This is a genomic window from Pseudoalteromonas sp. CF6-2 (assembly GCF_021729425.1).
In the GTDB taxonomy this organism is placed as follows: Bacteria; Pseudomonadota; Gammaproteobacteria; order Enterobacterales; family Alteromonadaceae; genus Pseudoalteromonas; species Pseudoalteromonas arabiensis.
On the sequence record NZ_CP091442.1, the window covers coordinates 507,477 to 527,500 of the forward strand.

Below are 20,024 nucleotides of genomic sequence, written 5' to 3' on the forward strand. Positions count from 1 at the left end.
TAAACAAGTTATTTTTATCGTAAGGGTAAAAAATGGATATCGATTTATTGAAGACTTTTGTTGAAGTGGTGCGCACGCGCCATTTCGGTAAAGCAGCTGAGAATTTGTATATTACGCAGTCTGCGGTGAGTTTTCGGATCCGACAATTAGAGCAAGGTTTAGGTGTTAATTTATTTATTCGTCAGCGTAATAATATTCAGTTAACAGCGCCAGGCGAGCGGTTACTGCCTCATGCACAAATGATCATAACGGGCATGCAAAGGGCAAAAGTCGATGTCGCACTGGCAGATAATATGCACAAGCAGATTAGCCTAGCAGGCACCCCAAATGTTTGGGATGCATTTTTGCAGTTCGGCATTACTAATATAGTCTCTGCGATGCCTGGCGTGTCACTTGTGGCTGAAGTTAAGGCTCAGCAAGAAAGCACTCGTTTATTACTAGAGCGTACATTAGATCTTGCTGTGCTGTTCGATCCTCCGAAGGTGGATGAACTTGTTGTTAAGCGAATATGTGAACTACCAATCATTCCTGTTAGTGCTTTTGAAGCTGCAAATAGTGAAAATTTTTTCGATAATCAGTATGTGTATGTTGATTGGGGAACGTCCTTTTCGTTGTGGCATGCACGTGAGTTTAATGGCCACGCACCTCCGTATTTTAGAACCAGTACAGGCCGTATAGCACTCGATTTAATTTTAAAGTGCGGCGGCAGTGCATTTATTCCTCAACTACTGGTTGAGGAGCAATTAAAGGCGGGTGAGCTTTATCATGTTGAAGATGTGGCCCACACGTCCCGTGATGTGTTTGTTGCATATCATAGAGACAATGAACAAACCCCACTACTGGAAAAATTGGTCAACCTCTTGATGGAGCTAAAAATAAGTTATAAGTAGTTCCTGTTGAATATAAAAGTGTTCTTATAGCCAGCTACTACTTGGTAACTGGCTATACAAATCCCTTCGTCATCTAAAAAATAGATAATTCATACTACTAACACCTCTTTGTTATTCGCACTGTCTAGTTTGTTAACGCGACGTTTTGCTATGAGGAGAAGGCTAACGGCTAGTAGCAGCAACCAGATTAATGGCGTGTAGCTGTACACCGGTGTAGCAAGTTCGCTGCTAAATTGAGGAATATCCGCAAGATTCGTGAGTGTTGGCTTTGCGCTACAACCATCACACGGTGCAAAGTCTCCTCTTTGATTAGCTTTGGCAATCTCGTTGGCAAAGAAACGTTGTAGTGCTTGATGATGAGCTTCAACTTCGCTCATAAAAGCGTGATGACGCGTTAAACCGTTTCCAGCTAAATCAACCAATAGTGTTTGGACAATGAGCGCAGGGGAAAGATACTGTAGTTTTTGAGCGCTTTGTTGTTGTGCTTGCTGCGCGTTTAAAAAGCGTGCATCTTGAACTTCCATTGCGTGTTCAACAGAGTTTATTGTCGCAATTTTTTTGGTGGCATAATCACTGGCGCCACTGCCATTTTTTGCAAGCTCTGGATGGTCTTGAAAATACTGCGCTAAGGTTTTTTCACTCGCTTTTTGAGCGTCATCGCTGGCTGCTCGAAGACTATCTATATAGTGAATACGTGAAGGCGTTGGGTCGAGTAAAGCAATGCTTGTATTGACCAAAGCAGGAACAACAATCACCAAGGCAAGCCAACAGGTAACGAGAGTCGCAGCATTGTTTGCGGCACTTTTGGCCCGGCTATTAACCCAAGCTGTTAAAGCAATCCAAAATCCAGAATAACACAGTACAATGAGGTTATAGCTAAGTAGTTCAGTAACACCCATCTGGTCTCTTATGATAACCAAAAGCAGGCTACTTATGAGTAGAAATGGCATTACAATCAACGCACTTCGTAGTAATAATTGGTAGGTGAGTAGATGCGTGGCACTGCCACCTTGAAGCATTAGTAGCCTTAACTGTCCGCCTTGGCGTTCACTCGCTAAGGCATTAAAACAAATGCTAATAATGAGCAATGGCAGTAAATAGATCACCACAAAGCTTAAGTCGAACTGACCAAGTAACAGTGAAAGCGGGTGGACATAATCATATTGATGAACAATATGCTGCTTTTCTTTAATCAGCATTTTAAAATAATACGGTAATACATCCGCTTGTCCCGTTGCGATAGGAGCTGTTGCGAGCGGCGTTTTGGTAGCGTAATTTTGCATCAAGTAAAAAGCTTGTCCGCGCAGGTCGTACGGGTCTTCCCACCATTTATGATTTTCGGTACTCGCGAGCCTTTCGGGTAATCCTGCTTTAGCATTTTGAATTGTTTGTTGCTGCATTTGTTGAGCAGCAAGTACTACGTCGCGCTGCTTATTGGCAAAATAATGGGCGTTAAAGAATGCCACGAGTGCAAGCACGCTGGTGGTAAGAAAAAGTGTGAGTACGAGTTTCTCTCGCCATAGGTTTTTAAGCTCAGTGGCTAATATTAGGCGCTTCATCTTTGTTCCTCTAAACGTAGCTTTTTAATTGCAAATAAACTAAGTAGCACCAGTACAATCAGCCAAAAGGCAAGGCTTATAAGGCTAATAGCGTAGTGAGGCAGGTAGTGAGTAAAACGTGGATATTGGTATGAAAACTCAGGGATCTGCTGCCATAGCTCTTTTCCTGCGGTGTAATGTCCCTGGGCCTTATGACCATGATCTCTTTGATTAAAGTTAAGGACTTCTTGCATTAGACGACGATGTTGCTCTGCTGCATTTTCAAAAGATTGCTGGTGGCTAAAATCAGTGGCTGCGGTCGCCATCGAGAGTGTTTGTACTGCGATAAAGGGGGTTAGCAATCCTGCCAACTGGTAGCTTTGTGACTGTGCCTCAAGCTGTTCTAAACGTGCTTTAAATAAGCGGTCAAAGATTTTGTCGGCGTATTGTTCACCAAATTGGAGTTGTGCTCCGGCATAATCGAAGGGCAAGTCTGCTACTTGGCTGACGCCATACTGGGCGAGTGTTTGCTGCTTAAATTTTTCAATCGCATCGAGGCGTGCATCGGTATAAACCTCACTTTCAAGTTTTGCTTGAAACGCTTGACCAGAGCCTTGTGGATGCAAGGTGGTTGCAAGATTCATTGCAAGTTTTGGGAGTAATAATGTTGCGAATGCCCATATAGTAAGTAATGTAATTAATGCGCGTCGTGCCGTAGGAAATAGGCTTGAGAGTGTCGTAGTGATTAATGCCCAAAGTAATAGGTAAATTAAATAAGAGAGTAAAAATAGAGCGCTTCTTAGCGTGTAAGGCGCCTCACTTGCAGTTTGGCTATAAAGTAAAAAAAGTGCAACGGGTAGCAAGAACAGGCATGACAGTGTGAAAAGCACAGCACATTTAGCAAAAAACAACTTTGCTGGGCTTGCACCTGCTGCAAGTAGTTGTTTTAAAGTGCCTTGCTCGCGTTCCCGTGCAAGTAATGGGTAGCCAATTAAAATGATCAATAAGGGTAATAACACTTGCAACACAAAGGCGGGTGATAAGCTCCCAAAGCGCGACAACGGCACGTTATCTTGTGCGCTTCTAAATAAGCTATCGTTACGAATGTGCGCCTCTAACCTCAATACATTTCCTTGGTAGGCTTGTAATCCATCATCGAGCGCTGCCAGCGGCGTAGTGGGCTTAACGACATAAATGCCGTAATGAGCTGCAGAGTGGGGGCCTTTTTCACCTTGGTTCAGCCAGCGTAATTGCTCTGATTGAGATACCTCGTTTACGGCTTGCTGATAGCTTTGATGGCTTTTAAAACCAGTCACACAGGCCAGTAATAATAACAAAACAGCAATACCACTTAGCCAGAGTGCTTGACCTTGCCGCTTAGTATCGAGCCATTCTTTTTTAAAAGTACTTTGTAACATTAGGCGCCCACCTTGATATGCTTAAGGTATACAGATTCAAGTTGGACTTCTTTTAATTGTTCGAAAAGTAACGTGTCGACTAATTGCCCTTGATTAATAATTGCAACACGATGCGCATCCTCTTGAGCACGGTATAAGTCGTGGGTCGCCATTAAAATTGCGACACCTTGTTTCGCTAGCGATTGTATGAGTTGACTAAACTCATGGCTAGCTGATGGATCAAGGCCTGAAGTCGGTTCATCTAGAATCAATGCTTTAGCTTGTTTTGCAAGCGCTATAGCAATGCCTACTTTTTGTCTCATTCCTTTTGAATAGGTTGCAACGGGTTTATCTACAGCATGGCTTGGTAGTTTTACTTCTGCGAGTAGGGTACGAAATTCGTCATCGGTTTTGTCGATACTCGCCACTTTGCTGAAATAGGCGAGATTTTCAAGTCCAGTTAGACGAGGATAGAGAGCCACTTGCTCGGGAATATACGCTAAATGCTGCCTCGCTGTTACAACATCGAGTTGTGGGTTTACCCCTGCAATAGTGATTTCTCCTGCATCAGGTTGTAAAAAACCTAACAGGCAATTAATGGTGGTTGTTTTTCCTGCGCCGTTAGGACCAAGCAGCGCTAAAATCTCTCCTTGATGTACGGCCAAGCTTAAACCTTGAAGGGCTTGATATTCGCCAAAGCGCTTTTGTAAGTTATTAATTTGAATAATGGGTGTGGTCATGATTTATCCTTAAAAGCTGACGCTTAATGATGCAATAAGTGTCCGGCCGCGACCTGGCGCGACGCCCCAATCTATGCCTTTAGCACCGCCAGACAGCCAGTACTCTTTATCAAATAGGTTTTCGGCCTTAATTCGCAGTGTGGTGTTAAAATCACTAAAGTGATATTTGGCACCTAAATCAAAGCGTGTATAAGCCGGAAGGTTCAAATTGTTATTAACATTTTGCTCCCGTTCACCCACATGAAACATACCTGCATTTACATTTAGGTTTTCTAAGAAAGGGAGTTGATAATCTAAAAATAGATTTGCTTGGAATTTAGGAACATTTGCAGGACGATTACCATTGAGTGCAGGTTCACCATCAAGCTCATCCAAACTAGGGTCCATAAATGTTATCGAAGCAACTGTTGATAGGCCTTCAATAAACGAGCCGCTGGCATTAAGTTCGATACCTTTATGAGATTGAGTCCCGTCTTGTACAAAGTAATTGGTGATATGGTTATGGTATTCCAGCATTTTTTCAATTTCGAATACTGCAACGGAATAGTTCATTGAGTCAGTTTGGTATTTTATACCGGCTTCTATTTGTTCACTTTCTTGTGGCCCTAACGATTCACCCTCGTTAATTGCTCCACTGCCAATTACTGCTACGCCACCTTCTCCAGCACCTTCAGAGTAACTGGCATAAAAAGCGAGTTGATCGTTCGGGTTATAATTTAAGCCAATGATAGGTGTGTTGAAGGTGCGATCATCTAATCTTGATTTAGCGTGGTTTGGTGCGGTTTGATCTTTTTTATATTGAATATGACGCAGCCCTAGAGTCGCATAAAATACATCATTAAAATGCAGGGTATCGGTAATGAAAAATGAGCTTTCGGTTGTATCGGTTGTTGTTGGGTCGGGGTATTCTGGGAAGACTGGTTTACTTACATGTATAGGGTTAAATATGTTACCAACAGGATTGTCTAACTCAAACCAGCGACCATCTTTAGATTGGTAGTCACGAATACTTGCGCCGACAACGAGTTCATGTTCAATGCCTGCAGTAACAAGTTGCCCTGTAAAGAAGCTGTGGGCAGAAACCGTATCATAGGTTTCATTTGGCGTTACTTGAATACTTGCTGATAGAACATTTCCTTCTAAATCAACTGAATATATATCAGGAAAAATAGTGAACCGATCATTCCCCGAAAGTGCGACTTGGTTAACCCACTGCCAGTTATCATTGAGCCAAAAATCCACTCGCGCCGCTATATTAAAGGACTCGGTTTTATATTTTGCCCAAGGTTGGCCAAGTAATACTTCACTCGTATCTACATAAGGTGGGAGCACGGAACGGCTATCATCATTTGGGTCACGCGCTAAACCAATAAGTGGTTGTGATACAGTGCTTTTGTCTTGATAGTCGCCATCTAAGCGAATAAAAATACGATCAGACAGTTGCCAGTCTAGAGCTGCGCTAAAAAAGTACCTTTCTAGGTCGTCACCACCAGTAAAATCGCCATTTTTTTCTGCTGCGGCGTTGATACGATAACCAAAAGTGTGTTCACTATCTAAAGGACCACCAAAATCTACATGAATATAACGGCCCGCACGACTACGAAATTCTGTCGTGATATCTAAAAAGGAGTCCATCGTTGGGCGCTTTGTTACGTAGTTAATCGTGCCGCCAGGGTTGTTAAAACCTGAGACTAAGCTTGATGGACCTTTAATAATATCGATTCGTTGAATGTTCTCCAGTGGCACATCCTGATAAGGAGCAAGAGCAAGGCCATCTCGTCTTAGACCATTTGTCCAATCGAGTTGAAAGCCCCTCAGGCTGACAAAATCAAATACTGTGCCGATAGCCGTATTTTGTACAGATGCATCATTGGCAAGCACTTCGCTCAACGTTTTTACTCTTTGATTTGTTATTAACTCTTCAGAAAAAGATTGAATAGAAATAGGTAAAAACTGAGGATCTTTGATTCCTAGTGCCGAGGCATTTACATCTCGGGTACTATAAAGTGGTGTACGCGTACCTTGAACTTCAAGTTTTTCAATAGTTTGAGTTGCAAATGATTGCATTGAAAATAAACCAGTAAGAACACTTACTGTTAGAACAGACCTTTTCATTTTTTCCAACCAGAATTTAAGTAGTGTAAGTAATTATTGTTTTGTTAAATGTTATAACGTAGCTAATAAAGCATGTTTAAATTTTAATTGGAAGTGATAATAGTTATCATTTTATCGTGTTTATTTTTTTGTTTTGAGAATAGGGATAATAAAAAATGAGCGCTTATTATGGCTGGCGGAGATCACCTTTACTAGCAAGTATTAAGTGAACAAAAGCATATTATTAGTCAGCTTATGCGTTGTTATATTATTACATTTTTAGCTATAAAGTTATTGTAAATGACTGTAAATGAAGTTGTGATATAGCAAGCATTTATCTTTGTTTAAACTACTCGTATTGCTTCTATCATGAACTGATAAAGGTTGTGATGCAGTAAAGTTTTTAAAAAAGTCCAACACATGCCACAGACTCTCTCATTTTATAACCAACTGATGTTTTTAAAATATATTTTAATTACAAAAATAATTACCTTTTATGAATATAAATTGACGTTTTTATTTCAACTGTCATCTTTCTGTCATTTTTCACTGGCACACTGCGCTCAATCAAACACGAGTATGTGTTTTTTGTTGCGATTATTGAGGAAACGACATGAAATTTGCAAAGTCTAGCTTATTCCTAGCTTTATTTGGTGGTTTATCTTTTTCTGCACTAGCTGATGTAGATTTATATGGTAAAGCCAACGTGACTGTTCAATCATCAGATGATGGCGAAGGGTCTTTTACTGAAATTAAAAGCAATAACTCACGTTTTGGCTTAAAAGGCTCTGAGAAGCTAACTGAAGGCTTAGAAGCTGTATACAAATTTGAGTTTGGTGTTGATGTCTCTGATGCTGATTCTAAAGGCGATAACGATGACAACATTACTGCACGTAACCAATATGTAGGTGTTAAAGGTGGCTTTGGTCAAGTTGTAATTGGTCGTAATGACACTGCAATGAAGCAATCTCAAGGTAAAATTGATTTATTTAATGACCTTGAAGGTGATATTAAAAACGTATTCAAAGGTGAGAATCGTTTAGGTGATTCTATCTCTTATGCATCAAATGATTTTAGTGGTTTCAAAGTATTAGCGACTTACATCGCGGAAGATGATGTAGATGCTGATGATGGTTACTCAGTAGCACTGACGTATGGTGACGCTAAACTTAAAGAAAGCAAAATATACGCTTCTGTTGCAGCAGACAGTGAAGTGAAAGGCTACGATATTGTTCGTGCGACAGTGCAAGGTAAAGTTGGCGACTTCAAACTAGGCGCAATGTACCAAACACAAGAAAAAGTAGATGGCAGTGCAGAGGCTGACGGCTATTTAGTGAATGCGGCTTATCAAATGAATAGCAATACATTTAAAGTTCAATATCAAGTCATTGACTTTGATGAAGGCGACAAGAAAACAGCTATTTCAGCAGGTGTTGATCACAAGCTAAGCAAAAACAGCAAGGTATTTGGTTTCTACTCAACATTTGATACTGACAACCAAGTTGATCAAGACTACTTAGGTGTTGGTATTGAGTACAAGTTTTAATCCTCTAAAGGAATAACTCCCTTACTTGTTAGCCCAGCATCTGCTGGGCTTTTTTTATATTATCTGTATTACGCTAAGGCGTAGTCGGACTTGCCAGCAAGCCAACGTTGAATAAGCTTTTCACTTTGTGTGGGGAATTGCTCAAGCATTTTAAATGCGATTGGGCGTACTTGTGTTAAGGTTTGTTTATCACGGCTCAAGTCAGCGATTTTAAAATCAGCTAAGCCTGTTTGTTTTGTGCCAAGTACTTCACCTGGACCGCGAATTTCGAGGTCTCTTTCGGCGATAACAAAGCCATCATTGCTTTCACGTAGCACTCCTAAACGTTTTTGCGCTGTTGCAGAGAGCGGGGCATGATAAAGTAAAACACAGTGTGATGCAGTTGCACCACGACCAACACGGCCGCGCAGCTGGTGGAGTTGTGCAAGCCCTAATCGTTCTGGGTTTTCAATAATAATCAGGCTCGCATTTGGCACATCAACACCCACTTCAATCACTGTCGTTGCAACTAATACGTGAATATTACCCGCTTTAAACTCGCTCATAATGGCTTGTTTTTCTGCGGCTTTCATACGGCCATGTACTAAGCCCACCTGCAATTCAGGAAGTGCATTTTTTAATTGCTCGGCGCTATCTTCAGCTGCTTGACATTGCAGTACTTCCGATTCATCGATTAAGGTGCAAACCCAATATACTTGACGGCCTTGCTCTTGGCAGGCTGTTTTGACCCGTTGAATAATTTCATCACGGCGAGTATCGGGGATTGCAACTGTCGTAATAGGCGTTCGACCAGGGGGAAGTTCGTCTATGATGGAGGTTTCTAAATCTGCATAAGCTGTCATCGCTAAAGTGCGGGGAATAGGTGTGGCGGTCATAACGAGTTGATGTGGGTAGCAATCACCAAAGCGACCTTTTTCACGCAGTGATAAGCGCTGGTGCACACCAAAGCGGTGTTGCTCATCAATAATAATTAAAACAAGGTTATTAAACTCAACCTGATCTTGAAATAGCGCATGCGTACCTACGATCATTTGTGCTTCGCCAGAGGCTATTTTTTCGAGTGTGACGGTGCGCTCTTTACCTTTGCTTTTACCTCCAAGCCAAGCGACTTCAATACCGAGTTCTTTAAACCATTGGCTAAAGTTGATGCCATGTTGTTCTGATAAAATCTCAGTTGGTGCCATTAAAGCTACTTGGTAACCTTCACTAATCGCTGTTAAAGCGCTCAGTGCTGCGACTAATGTTTTACCTGAACCAACATCTCCTTGCACTAATCTCATCATTGGGAAGGGATGCTGTAAGTCCCCTTTGATTTCTGCAACCACCCGACTTTGCGCATTAGTTGGGCTAAAAGGGAGCTGTGTTAAAAACTGTTGTTCTAGTTGATTATGCGGTGTTAAGGCGACCGCTTTGACACTTTGACCTTTTTGACGAAGTTTTAATAAGCTGATGTTTTGTGCCAGTAACTCTTCAAAGACTAGTCGTTGCTGTGCAGGATGAAAGCCTTGCTCCAGTGCCGTTAAATCAACATCATTTTGTGGGCGGTGCAATGTTAAAAGTGCATCACTTAAACGCATACCAGTTGGTTGAAATTGTTCTGGCAATAACTCTTCAACTGGATATTTTGCTAATAAGTTGAGCGCTTGATCACTTAAAGCGCGAATAGACAGCTGCTTCAGCCCTTCTGTGACAGGATAAACCGGTGTCAGGGTTGTGTTTGTTGGTTGCTCTGACGCAGTGTCTGACAAACTATATTCAGGGTGAGTCATTTCAAAACCAACCCGCCCACGGCGTATTTCGCCAAAACAGCGTATGATTTTACCCGCACTCAGCGCATTTTTTTGTGCCGCATTAAAGTTAAAAAAACGCAGCGTTAAGCGACCCGTGCCATCATTCACTTGGCATACCAACATACGGCGCTTACCAAATGTTATTTGGCTTGTTTCAACCGTGGCTTCAATGCTGACATGACTGTGAGGCTGTAAGTCACATATGGCATGGATACGCGTGCGGTCTTCGTAGCGATGAGGTAAATGAAACAGCATATCTTGCACTGTGTTTATTCCCAGCTTAGCAAGACGCTCGGCCATTTTAGGGCCAACGCCTTTTAATTCAGTAATGGGATAGTGTGCTAAGCTAGGATGACTCAAAGGTGACTCAAATTATTAATTAGTAGACTTTTTTCAGTTTACTTGCACTCGTCAGTGGCTTCAAGCGTTTGCGTGTGCTTTAACGTGTGCCAAAAGATGTCATCAGCAACGATTTCACCATTTTCATCAAGGGCAGGGTAGGGAAGCGCTTTTTCGCGGCATTGCTCAGCAATAATGGGATGGCAACCTTCAAACAAAATACGGTGCTTCACTTTTTCATCGAGCATATTGCGGTTATATAAGCCCGCTTCTTCGCGTTGGCGTTGTGCTTCAAACAAAATAAGTGCCGCTGCGACAGAAACATTCAGCGATTGCACCATACCCTGCATAGGAATAATGATGTTCTTATCTGCATGTTCAAGCGCACGAGGTGAAATGCCATCACGTTCTTGTCCAACAATTACAGCTGTTGGTTTGGTGTAATCTATTTCACGAAAATCAACGGCATCATCAGTTAAATTGGTTGCCAAAATTTGCACATCGGGGTTATGAGCTCTCATCATAGCAACAGCATCATCAATATTGCGGTGTAAGTGAGTGTCGAGCCAATTCTTACTCCCACCAGAGGTATTATTGGTGAGCCACTTTTGATTATCAGGCCACACAGCATGCACATGATGACAGCCTGTAGCGTCAGCTGTGCGGGCAATGGCCGACAAATTATGATGCTTGTGTACTTCTTCTAAGCAAACGGTTAGGTCTGTTTGACGGCGATCTAATACGCGCTTCACACGCTCAAAGCGAGTTGTATCCATAGTTATGTGCTCGTTGGCAGATTCTAATTGGTGCTGATTATACGCAGTATAGTGCTAAGGCACTACCGCTCTACTAATTGGATTTTGTAAGGAGATCAGTGTTTCGGTGGATTGAATTGCCTCGATTGCTTGAATCTTATTAATTAACACATCTTGTAGGTGATCAATAGAGCGTGCCATCACTTTGATAAATATACTGTAGTTGCCTGTGGTGTAGTAGGCTTCAACCACTTCTTCTAACTCTTTTAAATGTAATAAAGTTTGCGGGTAATCGCGGGCATTATTCAGGTTGATACCGATAAAACAGCATACATCGTAACCGAGTTGCTTTGCATTAATGCTTACCTGAGTGCCCGTAATGATGCCAGCTTGTTTCATCTTTTCGACTCTGACATGAATTGTGCCAGCACTTACAGCAAAGCGTTTAGCTAATTCTGCATACGCTGTGCGCGCATTTTCCATTAAGGCATTAAGGATGTTTTTATCGAGATTGTCGATTTGATAATTTTCCATCGTATTTTTCAGTGTTAATTGTTGAATCAATAAATTTTATAGCATTATTTTTATGAAAATTTCAATGTTAAGTTCTTTTTATTGATGGTTATTGAAAATAACCTTTATTTAGTTGAGGATTGTTTTAACGAAGAGATTTCAGTTCTCTATTAAGCAAGTAACAATAACTGGGAATGAGGCCAATTATTATGAGTTCACACTACCTAAAGCAACAGCAGCAAATAAGCAAAGTAAAACAGTTCTTTTCAAGCCAACTAGAACAACAATTAGGGCTTGTTGAAGTGCAAGCGCCAATTTTGGCTAAAGTCGGTGATGGTATACAAGATAACTTAAGCGGTACTGAAAATGCTGTGTCGGTAGCGGTGAAAACGATTCCTAGCAGTCAATTTGAAGTGGTGCACTCACTTGCGAAGTGGAAAAGAAAAACACTTGCAGATCATGACTTCTCTGTAGGTGAAGGCCTTTACACGCATATGAAAGCGCTTCGTCCTGATGAAGAATCATTAAGCCCAATTCATTCAGTGTATGTGGATCAGTGGGATTGGGAGAAAGTTATCTGTGAGAGCACTGAGCGCACTTTAGATAAGCTCAAAGAAACCGTCACATCAATTTATCAAGCAATAAAATCAACAGAGCGCTTTGTTGCCAGTGAGTTTGGTTTAACACCGTTCTTACCAGAGCAAATTACTTTTGTGCACAGTGAACAATTACGACAAATGTATCCCGATTTCACCGCAAAACAGCGTGAAAAGGCAGTCGCTCAAGAATATGGTGCAGTCTTTCTAATTGGTATCGGTGGTGCACTTGCCGATGGGAAAATTCATGATGTGCGTGCCCCCGATTATGACGACTGGTCTACTAAAACCTGTAGTAAATTTGCCGGTTTAAATGGCGATATTCTAGTTTGGAACCCAGTACTTGAAGATGCATTCGAAATATCATCAATGGGTATTCGTGTAAGCCCTGATGCATTGGCCACACAGTTGGCAATTACAGGTGACCAAGCACGCCTTGAGTTTGATTGGCATAAAGCATTGTTAGCGAAAAAATTTCCACAAACAATTGGTGGTGGGATTGGTCAGTCACGTTTAGCGATGTTGTTGTTACAAAAACAGCATATTGGTCAGGTACAGGTGGGTGTATGGCCAGAGCAATTGAAGCAGCAGGTTGACGGTATTCTTTAAATTAATGCTTTAAGTTAAAAAGAGGCTTTAGGCCTCTTTTAACTTGTTTTGAACTCAACTTCGATTTTATTTTCTTCCAGCTTCACTTTACAAGGCGGGTATTGGCGATTTGTGCGTAATACTTTGTCGAAAATATGAATTTCGACTCCTGAGTGAAGCGCTTTATTCACGACCAATTCGGCATCTTCGAGTAAGTCATGCAGATGATGTTCTAAGCTTGATAGCTTTTTCTCTAACTGTTCGGCTTGTTGACAATAATGAGTTTGTGTTGCGCCTATTTTTGCGAGTAGCAGCTTTTTCTTTTCAGCATCTTTGACTTGATCTGCTTTTTCAATGGCTTCTTGTAATGTATCAAGCTGAGAGTCTGTTTGTGCGAGGTCTTTTAAACATTGGTCGGTTTCTGCTGTGACATCGGCGCCTGATGCAGCGAGGTTTACAACCATTTTAGCCCCTGATTCGTTGCCAATTTCACCAGCAAGAATGATTTGCGCATCGAGGATTTCTCCGCCAAATAACTTACCTTGTGGGTTATCTTCTTGACCAACTTGCAACAGCTTTTTGGCTTTCATAATACAGTGACTCGATTGGCGCTCTATAATAATATTATTGGCTTCTAGGTAACTATATTGGCCGTGTGATAAGTGAATATCACCTTGACTAATAATATTGCATGATAGCGTTTTATCATCGAGCTGATGACCAATCACACCCTGCTTAATGGTTATATCGCCAATGGCAGATAGGTGACCTGATTCAACTGTTCCCATCACTGTAATATCACCTTTGGCATTTATACGCATGCCAGGTTCGACATTGTGAGTGACAATAACACTTCCTTCAAAATCAACATGACCACTTTTAACGTTTACGTCAGCAATGGTGAAAATATCATCGACACGCATGCCGTTAGCAATATCCACGGGCACGCCTGAAATTGCCGAAACTAATTCTAGCGGATTATTTTTTGAAATCTCTGTGCCTTCGCCTGCAACAAGTGCGCTGCTTTCACCTGCTTTTGCAGGTAACACATCGCCAGTGACGGTAAATCCCTCTTTACCTGGGGTCGCGGGGATTTGTTTTACCAATAATACACCCGGTTCAACGCTGGCTAATTTACCAAAGTCGCGCATATCAACGGTGCCGTCTTCGCGCAGAGTTGGCTTTTTCAATCGGTCTTTTAATGTTTCAACTTGTGGTACTAATTTAGATGGCTGTCCATCAACAGGTAAACGGCCTTTTGCTACGACACCTTTTACCTTTTCACCTGCGGGAAGCTCAAGTTGTTGTTGTAATAACTTTTCTAGGTAGGCTTGTTTATACCCACGTGCGACACCTGCTTTGATTAACTCTTTTTTGGCGTTTTCTAGGCTCATGATTGTGCCACCTTCGGCAAGTGTTAACTCGCCTGTAGCTAGCATTTTGTCATCACTGAGTGTTATTTCGAGGCTTGCATCATGCTTTGAAGCAACAACAAGCGTACGCTCTTTCATATCGGTTTTGAAAAAGTTGTTGATGGCATCATGATCCACTCTGCATTCACAGAAAGACGACTTTTCTAGTGCCTCAATAATAAAGGCAGCACTAGGTGGTGAGTGTTCATGAACATCCAATAAGATGTTTCCGTTATGAGCCAGCTTAAACACGTGGAGATCCTTTTATACTGTGATAGCTAAAGGTATATATTTCTATTTAAAACTAGAATTATTAACACAGATTGCTAGAGAATTGCTTTTGAGTCAAGAGTTTCGGCTGAGAGATAGAGGGATTTTTATAATAAAGTGCCAGCTGTAAAAACAGCTGGCACGAAAGATCAAAAGTGGCGATTAGTTTGTAGAAGGTAACTCCATGATGCCATCAATCTCAACTTGTACACCTTTAGGTAATGCACGAACGCCAATTGCAGCACGGGCAGGGTAAGGTTGCTTGAAGTATTGGCTCATCACGTCATTAACAATCGCGAAATTAGATAGGTCAGTTAAGAAGATATTAACCTTAACCATGTCTTGAATTTGGCCGCCGGCAGCTTCACATACAGCCGTTAAGTTTTTGAATACTTGATGAGTTTGCTCAGTAAAGTCTTCTGAAACCACTTCCATTGTTTCTGGTACAAGTGGAATTTGGCCTGATAAATAAACGGCTGTGCCTACTTTAACAGCTTGGCTGTAAGTGCCAATTGCAGCAGGTGCATTATCAGTAGAAATAAAAGATTTGTTCATGATTATCCTTGTTACTTTTTACGATAGACTCGCTGTACATCAGGCATCACACGAATGCGGCGCATGATGTTGGCAACGTGAACACGATTTTTCACTGTAATGCCTAAGTCTATCATGTATAAATTACTTTCTTTTTCGTCGGTTGCTATCTCGACAATGTTTGCTTGGGTTGAAGCCACAACATTGGTAAGTTTAGCGAGTGCACCCTGATGATTAATTATCTCAATCCGAAGGGCTGCAATGTATTCTTTTTCTGGGTTGTCATCCCATTTCACGACCAAGTATTTAGAGCGCTCTTTCTCCCAACCACGAATGTTTTTACATTCTTGGCGGTGAACGGTAAGGCCTTTACCTTGGCTTATATGAGCTGTGATAGCATCTCCAGGTACAGGGCGACAGCATTTAGAGTAGTTAACTAACATGCCTTCGGTACCAATGATGGTTGCTTTTGCTTTTTTTGCGATATCGTTTAAGTCGTCGGTTTCTTCTTGTACTAGACGTTTTGCGATAAGTACACTCATTAGATTGCCAGAACCAATTTCAACAAGTAACTCTAGAACAGTATTTAGCTCATGCTCTGTTAGCACGCGTTGAATGTTCTCGTCTGGAATATCATCCAGTTTATGTTCGCCAAGGGCTGAGTCCAGTAATCGACGGCCAAGTAACATTGCTTCTTCGTGTTGTTGGCTCTTAAGATAATTACGAATACCAAGGCGCGCTTTTCCAGTGACGACAAAATTTAGCCATGTTGCATTAGGGTGTGCGCCTGAGCTGGTTATCACTTCCACGGTTTGACCCGTATCAAGCGCTTTGCTCAGTGGGTGAGGCTTACGGTTTACGCGAGCTCCAACACAGGTATTACCAACATCAGTATGAACCGCATAAGCAAAGTCAACAGCCGTTGCGCCCATAGGCAGCTCTACAATTCGGCCATCTGGGGTAAATACATAAATTTCTTCAGGGAATAGCTCTGTTTTAACGTTTTCAACAAACTCAAAAGACGAGCCTGCACTTTGCTGAAGCTCCAGTAAGCTTTGCATCCATTGGCGTGCACGTTGCTGTGCGGTATGGCCTGCGCTATCACCGGCTTTTTTATACATCCAATGAGCGGCAACCCCTTTGTCGGCCATATGATCCATGTCGTGGGTACGAATTTGAATCTCAACAGGAATACCGTGTGGGCCAACTAATGAAGTATGAAGTGATTGATAACCATTGGTTTTTGGCACCGCAATGTAATCTTTAAAGCGGGTTTCGATTGGCTTGTAAAGGTTATGAGCAACACCTAACACGCGATAACAGGTATCCATGCTGTCTACGTTAATGCGAAACGCATAAATATCCATCACTTCATTAAACGACAGCTCTTTATTAAGCATTTTTTTGTAAATGCTGTAGAGGTGTTTTTCGCGACCAGAAATAGTGGCGTCGATACCTGCTTCTTCTAAGCGTGCTTCAATTTCACTTTTGATGTTACTGATGACTTCTTTTCGATTACCGCGAGCTTTAACCACTTCAGATTTTAAAGCGCGATGACGCATTGGGTAGAGTGCCTGAAAGCCTAAATCTTCCAGTTCATTTTTAATATCATGAATACCTAAACGGTTAGCGATTGGCGCATAAATCTCGAGTGTTTCGCGGGCAATACGACGGCGTTTGTCGGGACGAAGTGCGCCTAAAGTGCGCATATTATGTGTTCGGTCAGCAAGCTTGATCAAGATAACACGAATATCTTGAGTCATGGCCATAATCATTTTGCGGTAATTTTCAGCTTGGAATTCTTTTTTATCTTTAAAGCTGAGCTTATCGAGCTTACTTACCCCTTCTACTAGTTCGGCGACAGTATCACCAAATATTTCGGCTAAGTCTTGTTGACTAAAATCGGTATCTTCAATCACATCATGCATCAGGGCTGCCATGAGTGTTTCGTGATCTAAATGCATGCCAGCAAGAATTTGTGTCACTTCGACGGGGTGGGTAATGTAGGGCTCGCCGCTTGAGCGAGTTTGCCCCTCGTGGGCTTCACGAGCTACCACGTAGGCTTTTTGTACCAGCTCTATATCAGCAGGCGACAAATATTCGGAAATTTTCTTTTTTAGACCTTCAAAAAGATACAAAGTCACACTCCAATGCGCTAATGAAGTAAATCGGTAACGGTATGAATAGAATATACGATGAAAAGAAGGGCTTGCCAACGGCTAGTGCAGAAATACTAGCCGTATAGCGAAATCAAAGCGGGGAGCTTGATTATTGGTTACCACCAACGATAGCAGCAACAGCAGCCATTTCAGCGGCTTCTTGGTGTTGTTGTTCTTCACGGTCAATTAAGTCCATTGAAGAGCTGTCAACTAACCCTTTTTCAATTTCACGTAAAGCAATGACTGTCGGTTTGTCATTTTCAGCATCAACAAGTGGATCTTTACCACCTACTGCGATTTGGCGGGCACGACGAGCCGCAACTAAAATTAAGTCAAAACGATTACCAATTGCATCTACTGCATCTTCAACAGTTACGCGAGCCATCTTAGCACTCCAAATAAATTTTTAAGCAAAGGCGTAGTTTACTGTACCAAGTTACATTCGCCAATAGCTTGTGGTTAATTTTTATCTTTATTACCTAAAATTGTATTATTTAAGTAAGGCGTTCAATAATTCTTGATGGCGAATAGTTTGGCTTTTGAGTGACAAACGTTTTGCCATGACAATTGTTTCGATTTCAGCAAGCGCAGTATCAAAGTCATCATTCACAACCACATAATCATATTCATTATAGTGGGATGTTTCTGATTGTGCCTTTGCCATTCTGCCAGCAATTACCTCGGCAGAGTCTTGACCACGATTATTTAAACGTGATTCAAGCTCTTCTTTAGACGGCGGAAGAATGAAGATGGTTTCAACATCATCCACTAAGTTGCGGATTTGCTGAGCACCTTGCCAATCGATATCTAAAAATACATCGATGCCAGCGTCGAGCTGAGTTTCAATGGCTTTTTTAGAGGTGCCGTAATAATTATCGAAAACTTGCGCCCATTCAAAGAAATCATTCTTGTCAATCAGTGCTTTAAATTCCTCAACCGACACAAAATGATAATGCACACCGTTTTCTTCACCAGGGCGAGGTGAACGCGTTGTGTGTGAAACCGATACCTTCATATCGCTGTGTTTGTTTAGTAATGCACTAATTAAGCTTGATTTACCTGCACCTGAAGGGGCCGATAAGATAAATAAATTTCCGCGAGTTTGCGCCATGATCTGTCTCTATTGAAAATAAATAGGCTCGGACTATTGCTAATCCAAGCCTTTAATTTATCTATTGTACTTTATTTCGCTAAAAGTGCTCAAGTTTGCCTGCTTTTAGACTTTCAAAAACAAAAGACCCAGCAGATGAAGGGTCTTATAAAATGCTGTAAAGCGCTTATTCGATGTTTTGGATCTGCTCGCGCATTTGCTCGATTAACACTTTTAGCTCTACCGCAGCGTTAGTGATGTCACTGTTGATAGATTTTGATGCTAACGTGTTTGCTTCACGGTTAAACTCTTGCATCATAAAATCTAAGCGTCGGCCACACGCGCCACCCTTAGTTAAGATTTTTTTGGTTTCTTTAACGTGAGATTTCAAGCGGTCGAGTTCTTCGGCTACATCTTGTTTTTGTGCTAGGTAAATTAGCTCTTGTTCAAGGCGTGATTCGTCGATGTCGGTTTTTAGCTCTTCTAGCTTTTGGTTTAATTTTTCGCGCTGCCATTTAGCGATTTCTGGTAAGTGGCTTTCCACAATGGCTACTTGTTCTAAAATTGCATCAAGGCGAGTAGCTATCATTTCTTGCAAGTTTGCGCCTTCATCGCCGCGAGCTTGTTTGAAATCTTCAATTACATCATCGAACCCGGCAATTAAATCTTTATTTACGCTATCCATGTCGAGCTCTTCGGCTTCCATAACACCTGGCCAACGTAAAATATCAACAGGGTTGATGTCACCATTGCTTTGTTGCTGCACCCATTGTGCGCTTTTTATTAGCTGCTCAGCGAGTGATTCATTAATACTAAGCTCACCAACATGGGCAGGGTTTGCTGCAAATTTTAAGAAAACTTCAACTTTACCGCGTTGTAAGTGTTTGCGTAAACGCTCACGAATAACAGGCTCCATGCCACGGAATTGCTCAGGTGCGCGGATAAAAGTTTCAAGGTAACGTTGGTTTACTGAACGAATTTCCCAAGTGCCAGTGCCCCATTCGCCTTTAATTTCGCGGCGCGCATAAGCTGTCATGCTGTGGATCATGGATGATTTCCTAGTGTTATTTGTTTACAAAGTTGACTGATTATACCGCATCAGTTTTTAACCTCTAGCGTAAATTTTCTGAAATGTACTTTTCTGTTGCAGTTAATAGTGTAAATCAACATGGCATCTGTCCGTATATATACTTATAATGTGGCAAATTCTGAATTAAGGGGATCGTTAATGCGTCCAAGCGAAAGAACACCTAACCAAATTAGACCAGTTACATTTACACGCAATTACACTATGCATGCTGAAGGCTCAGTGTTAGTAGAGTTTGGAAATACTAAAGTTTTGTGTACAGCGACTGTTGAAGCTGGTGTACCGCGCTTTATGAAAGGCCAAGGTAAAGGTTGGGTTACGGCTGAGTACGGTATGTTACCTCGTTCAACACATACTCGTAATGGTCGTGAAGCGTCGCGCGGTAAGCAGGGCGGTCGTACTATGGAAATTCAACGTTTAATCGCACGTGCACTTCGTGCCGCGGTTGACTTAAAAGCGTTAGGCGAAAACACTATTACTATCGATTGTGATGTTATTCAAGCTGATGGCGGCACGCGTACTGCATCAATCAGTGGTGCATGTGTTGCTTTAGTTGATGCGCTTACTTACATGCGTAGTAAAGGTATGATCAATTCAAACCCGCTCAAGCATATGATTGCGGCAATCTCAGTAGGTGTATATAAAGGCCAGCCAATTAGTGACCTTGAGTACCTAGAAGACTCTGA

17 protein-coding genes (1 of these 17 only partly in view) are annotated in these 20,024 nt (G+C 41.8%); 4 read left to right on the top strand and 13 right to left on the bottom strand.

Annotation, left to right across the window (positions count from 1 at the left end):
• The first annotated feature begins 32 nt into the window (after positions 1 to 32).
• Positions 33 to 890 (top strand): LysR family transcriptional regulator, encoded by an 858-nt coding sequence (locus L3Q70_RS02440; protein ID WP_062567377.1) that lies wholly within the window; start codon positions 33 to 35, stop codon positions 888 to 890.
• 89 nt (positions 891 to 979) lie between these two features.
• Here L3Q70_RS02440 and L3Q70_RS02445 read toward each other — a convergent pair whose 3' ends face one another.
• Genes L3Q70_RS02445 through L3Q70_RS02460 form a run of 4 tightly spaced genes read right to left on the bottom strand, consistent with a single transcriptional unit; the run spans position 980 to position 6,680 of the window.
• On the bottom strand, positions 980 to 2,449 hold the full coding sequence (locus L3Q70_RS02445) for a DUF3526 domain-containing protein (RefSeq protein ID WP_193988308.1): 1,470 nt from the start codon (positions 2,447 to 2,449) through the stop codon (positions 980 to 982).
• Complete coding sequence (locus tag L3Q70_RS02450) at positions 2,446 to 3,846, bottom strand: DUF3526 domain-containing protein (protein ID WP_237114801.1); 1,401 nt, start codon at positions 3,844 to 3,846, stop codon at positions 2,446 to 2,448. The genes L3Q70_RS02445 and L3Q70_RS02450 overlap by 4 nt, the downstream gene beginning before the upstream one ends.
• Positions 3,846 to 4,565 (bottom strand): ABC transporter ATP-binding protein, encoded by a 720-nt coding sequence (locus L3Q70_RS02455; RefSeq protein WP_062567380.1) that lies wholly within the window; start codon positions 4,563 to 4,565, stop codon positions 3,846 to 3,848. Before L3Q70_RS02455 ends, L3Q70_RS02450 begins: the two co-directional genes overlap by 1 nt.
• A gap of 9 nt (positions 4,566 to 4,574) precedes the next feature.
• Complete coding sequence (locus L3Q70_RS02460; protein ID WP_237114802.1) at positions 4,575 to 6,680, bottom strand: TonB-dependent siderophore receptor; 2,106 nt, start codon at positions 6,678 to 6,680, stop codon at positions 4,575 to 4,577.
• A gap of 592 nt (positions 6,681 to 7,272) precedes the next feature.
• Between L3Q70_RS02460 and L3Q70_RS02465 the strand changes: the two genes are divergently transcribed.
• Complete coding sequence (locus L3Q70_RS02465) at positions 7,273 to 8,205, top strand: porin (RefSeq protein ID WP_237114803.1); 933 nt, start codon at positions 7,273 to 7,275, stop codon at positions 8,203 to 8,205.
• Between the two features lie 68 nt (positions 8,206 to 8,273).
• Here the strand turns inward: L3Q70_RS02465 and recG are convergent, their stop codons facing one another.
• From recG to asnC, 3 genes are read right to left on the bottom strand one after another with little or no spacing between them, the layout of a single operon-like run.
• The gene (gene recG / locus L3Q70_RS02470; protein ID WP_062567383.1) at positions 8,274 to 10,355 is read right to left on the bottom strand and encodes an ATP-dependent DNA helicase RecG; all 2,082 of its coding nucleotides are present in this window, start codon (positions 10,353 to 10,355) and stop codon (positions 8,274 to 8,276) included.
• 38 nt (positions 10,356 to 10,393) lie between these two features.
• A complete protein-coding gene (gene trmH, locus L3Q70_RS02475) occupies positions 10,394 to 11,110 on the bottom strand; it encodes a tRNA (guanosine(18)-2'-O)-methyltransferase TrmH (protein ID WP_062567384.1) in 717 nt (238 codons plus the stop codon).
• Positions 11,111 to 11,164: 54 nt separating this feature from the next.
• Positions 11,165 to 11,623: a transcriptional regulator AsnC gene (gene asnC, locus L3Q70_RS02480; protein WP_062567385.1), complete on the bottom strand. Its 459-nt coding sequence runs from the start codon at positions 11,621 to 11,623 to the stop codon at positions 11,165 to 11,167.
• A 188-nt stretch (positions 11,624 to 11,811) separates the two neighbouring features.
• Between asnC and asnA the strand changes: the two genes are divergently transcribed.
• Positions 11,812 to 12,807, top strand: coding sequence for an aspartate--ammonia ligase (asnA, locus tag L3Q70_RS02485; protein WP_062567386.1), 996 nt, complete (start codon positions 11,812 to 11,814; stop codon positions 12,805 to 12,807).
• Positions 12,808 to 12,845: 38 nt separating this feature from the next.
• Here the strand turns inward: asnA and L3Q70_RS02490 are convergent, their stop codons facing one another.
• The 6 genes from L3Q70_RS02490 to L3Q70_RS02515 form a co-directional block, all read right to left on the bottom strand.
• Complete coding sequence (locus L3Q70_RS02490) at positions 12,846 to 14,450, bottom strand: FapA family protein (protein ID WP_062567387.1); 1,605 nt, start codon at positions 14,448 to 14,450, stop codon at positions 12,846 to 12,848.
• 180 nt (positions 14,451 to 14,630) lie between these two features.
• Entirely contained in the window at positions 14,631 to 15,023 is a 393-nt protein-coding gene (locus tag L3Q70_RS02495; protein ID WP_062567388.1) for a RidA family protein, read from the bottom strand.
• 11 nt (positions 15,024 to 15,034) lie between these two features.
• Entirely contained in the window at positions 15,035 to 17,140 is a 2,106-nt protein-coding gene (gene spoT, locus L3Q70_RS02500) for a bifunctional GTP diphosphokinase/guanosine-3',5'-bis pyrophosphate 3'-pyrophosphohydrolase (protein ID WP_062567389.1), read from the bottom strand.
• 130 nt (positions 17,141 to 17,270) lie between these two features.
• The gene (gene rpoZ, locus L3Q70_RS02505) at positions 17,271 to 17,546 is read right to left on the bottom strand and encodes a DNA-directed RNA polymerase subunit omega (protein ID WP_054554225.1); all 276 of its coding nucleotides are present in this window, start codon (positions 17,544 to 17,546) and stop codon (positions 17,271 to 17,273) included.
• 105 nt (positions 17,547 to 17,651) lie between these two features.
• Positions 17,652 to 18,272, bottom strand: coding sequence for a guanylate kinase (gmk, locus tag L3Q70_RS02510; protein WP_237114804.1), 621 nt, complete (start codon positions 18,270 to 18,272; stop codon positions 17,652 to 17,654).
• Positions 18,273 to 18,438: 166 nt separating this feature from the next.
• Positions 18,439 to 19,299: a YicC/YloC family endoribonuclease gene (locus L3Q70_RS02515; RefSeq protein WP_062567428.1), complete on the bottom strand. Its 861-nt coding sequence runs from the start codon at positions 19,297 to 19,299 to the stop codon at positions 18,439 to 18,441.
• 180 nt (positions 19,300 to 19,479) lie between these two features.
• On the opposite strand from L3Q70_RS02515, the gene rph reads away from it, so the two are divergent.
• Positions 19,480 to 20,024, top strand: partial view of a ribonuclease PH gene (gene rph / locus L3Q70_RS02520; protein WP_062567429.1) — the 5' portion only. It continues 169 nt past the right edge of the window; the window shows 545 of its 714 coding nt (coding positions 1-545); the start codon lies at positions 19,480 to 19,482; the stop codon falls past the right edge of the window.

Bases quoted from the DNA above. Each gene is read 5' to 3' on its own strand.
- L3Q70_RS02440 (WP_062567377.1), top strand. From the start codon at position 33: ATGGATATCGATTTATTGAAGACTTTTGTTGAAGTGGTGCGCACGCGC.
- L3Q70_RS02445 (WP_193988308.1), bottom strand. From the start codon at position 2,449: ATGAAGCGCCTAATATTAGCCACTGAGCTTAAAAACCTATGGCGAGAG.
- L3Q70_RS02450 (WP_237114801.1), bottom strand. From the start codon at position 3,846: ATGTTACAAAGTACTTTTAAAAAAGAATGGCTCGATACTAAGCGGCAA.
- L3Q70_RS02455 (WP_062567380.1), bottom strand. From the start codon at position 4,565: ATGACCACACCCATTATTCAAATTAATAACTTACAAAAGCGCTTTGGC.
- L3Q70_RS02460 (WP_237114802.1), bottom strand. From the start codon at position 6,680: ATGAAAAGGTCTGTTCTAACAGTAAGTGTTCTTACTGGTTTATTTTCA.
- L3Q70_RS02465 (WP_237114803.1), top strand. From the start codon at position 7,273: ATGAAATTTGCAAAGTCTAGCTTATTCCTAGCTTTATTTGGTGGTTTA.
- trmH (WP_062567384.1), bottom strand. From the start codon at position 11,110: ATGGATACAACTCGCTTTGAGCGTGTGAAGCGCGTATTAGATCGCCGT.
- asnC (WP_062567385.1), bottom strand. From the start codon at position 11,623: ATGGAAAATTATCAAATCGACAATCTCGATAAAAACATCCTTAATGCC.
- asnA (WP_062567386.1), top strand. From the start codon at position 11,812: ATGAGTTCACACTACCTAAAGCAACAGCAGCAAATAAGCAAAGTAAAA.
- L3Q70_RS02495 (WP_062567388.1), bottom strand. From the start codon at position 15,023: ATGAACAAATCTTTTATTTCTACTGATAATGCACCTGCTGCAATTGGC.
- rpoZ (WP_054554225.1), bottom strand. From the start codon at position 17,546: ATGGCTCGCGTAACTGTTGAAGATGCAGTAGATGCAATTGGTAATCGT.
- gmk (WP_237114804.1), bottom strand. From the start codon at position 18,272: ATGGCGCAAACTCGCGGAAATTTATTTATCTTATCGGCCCCTTCAGGT.
- L3Q70_RS02515 (WP_062567428.1), bottom strand. From the start codon at position 19,299: ATGATCCACAGCATGACAGCTTATGCGCGCCGCGAAATTAAAGGCGAA.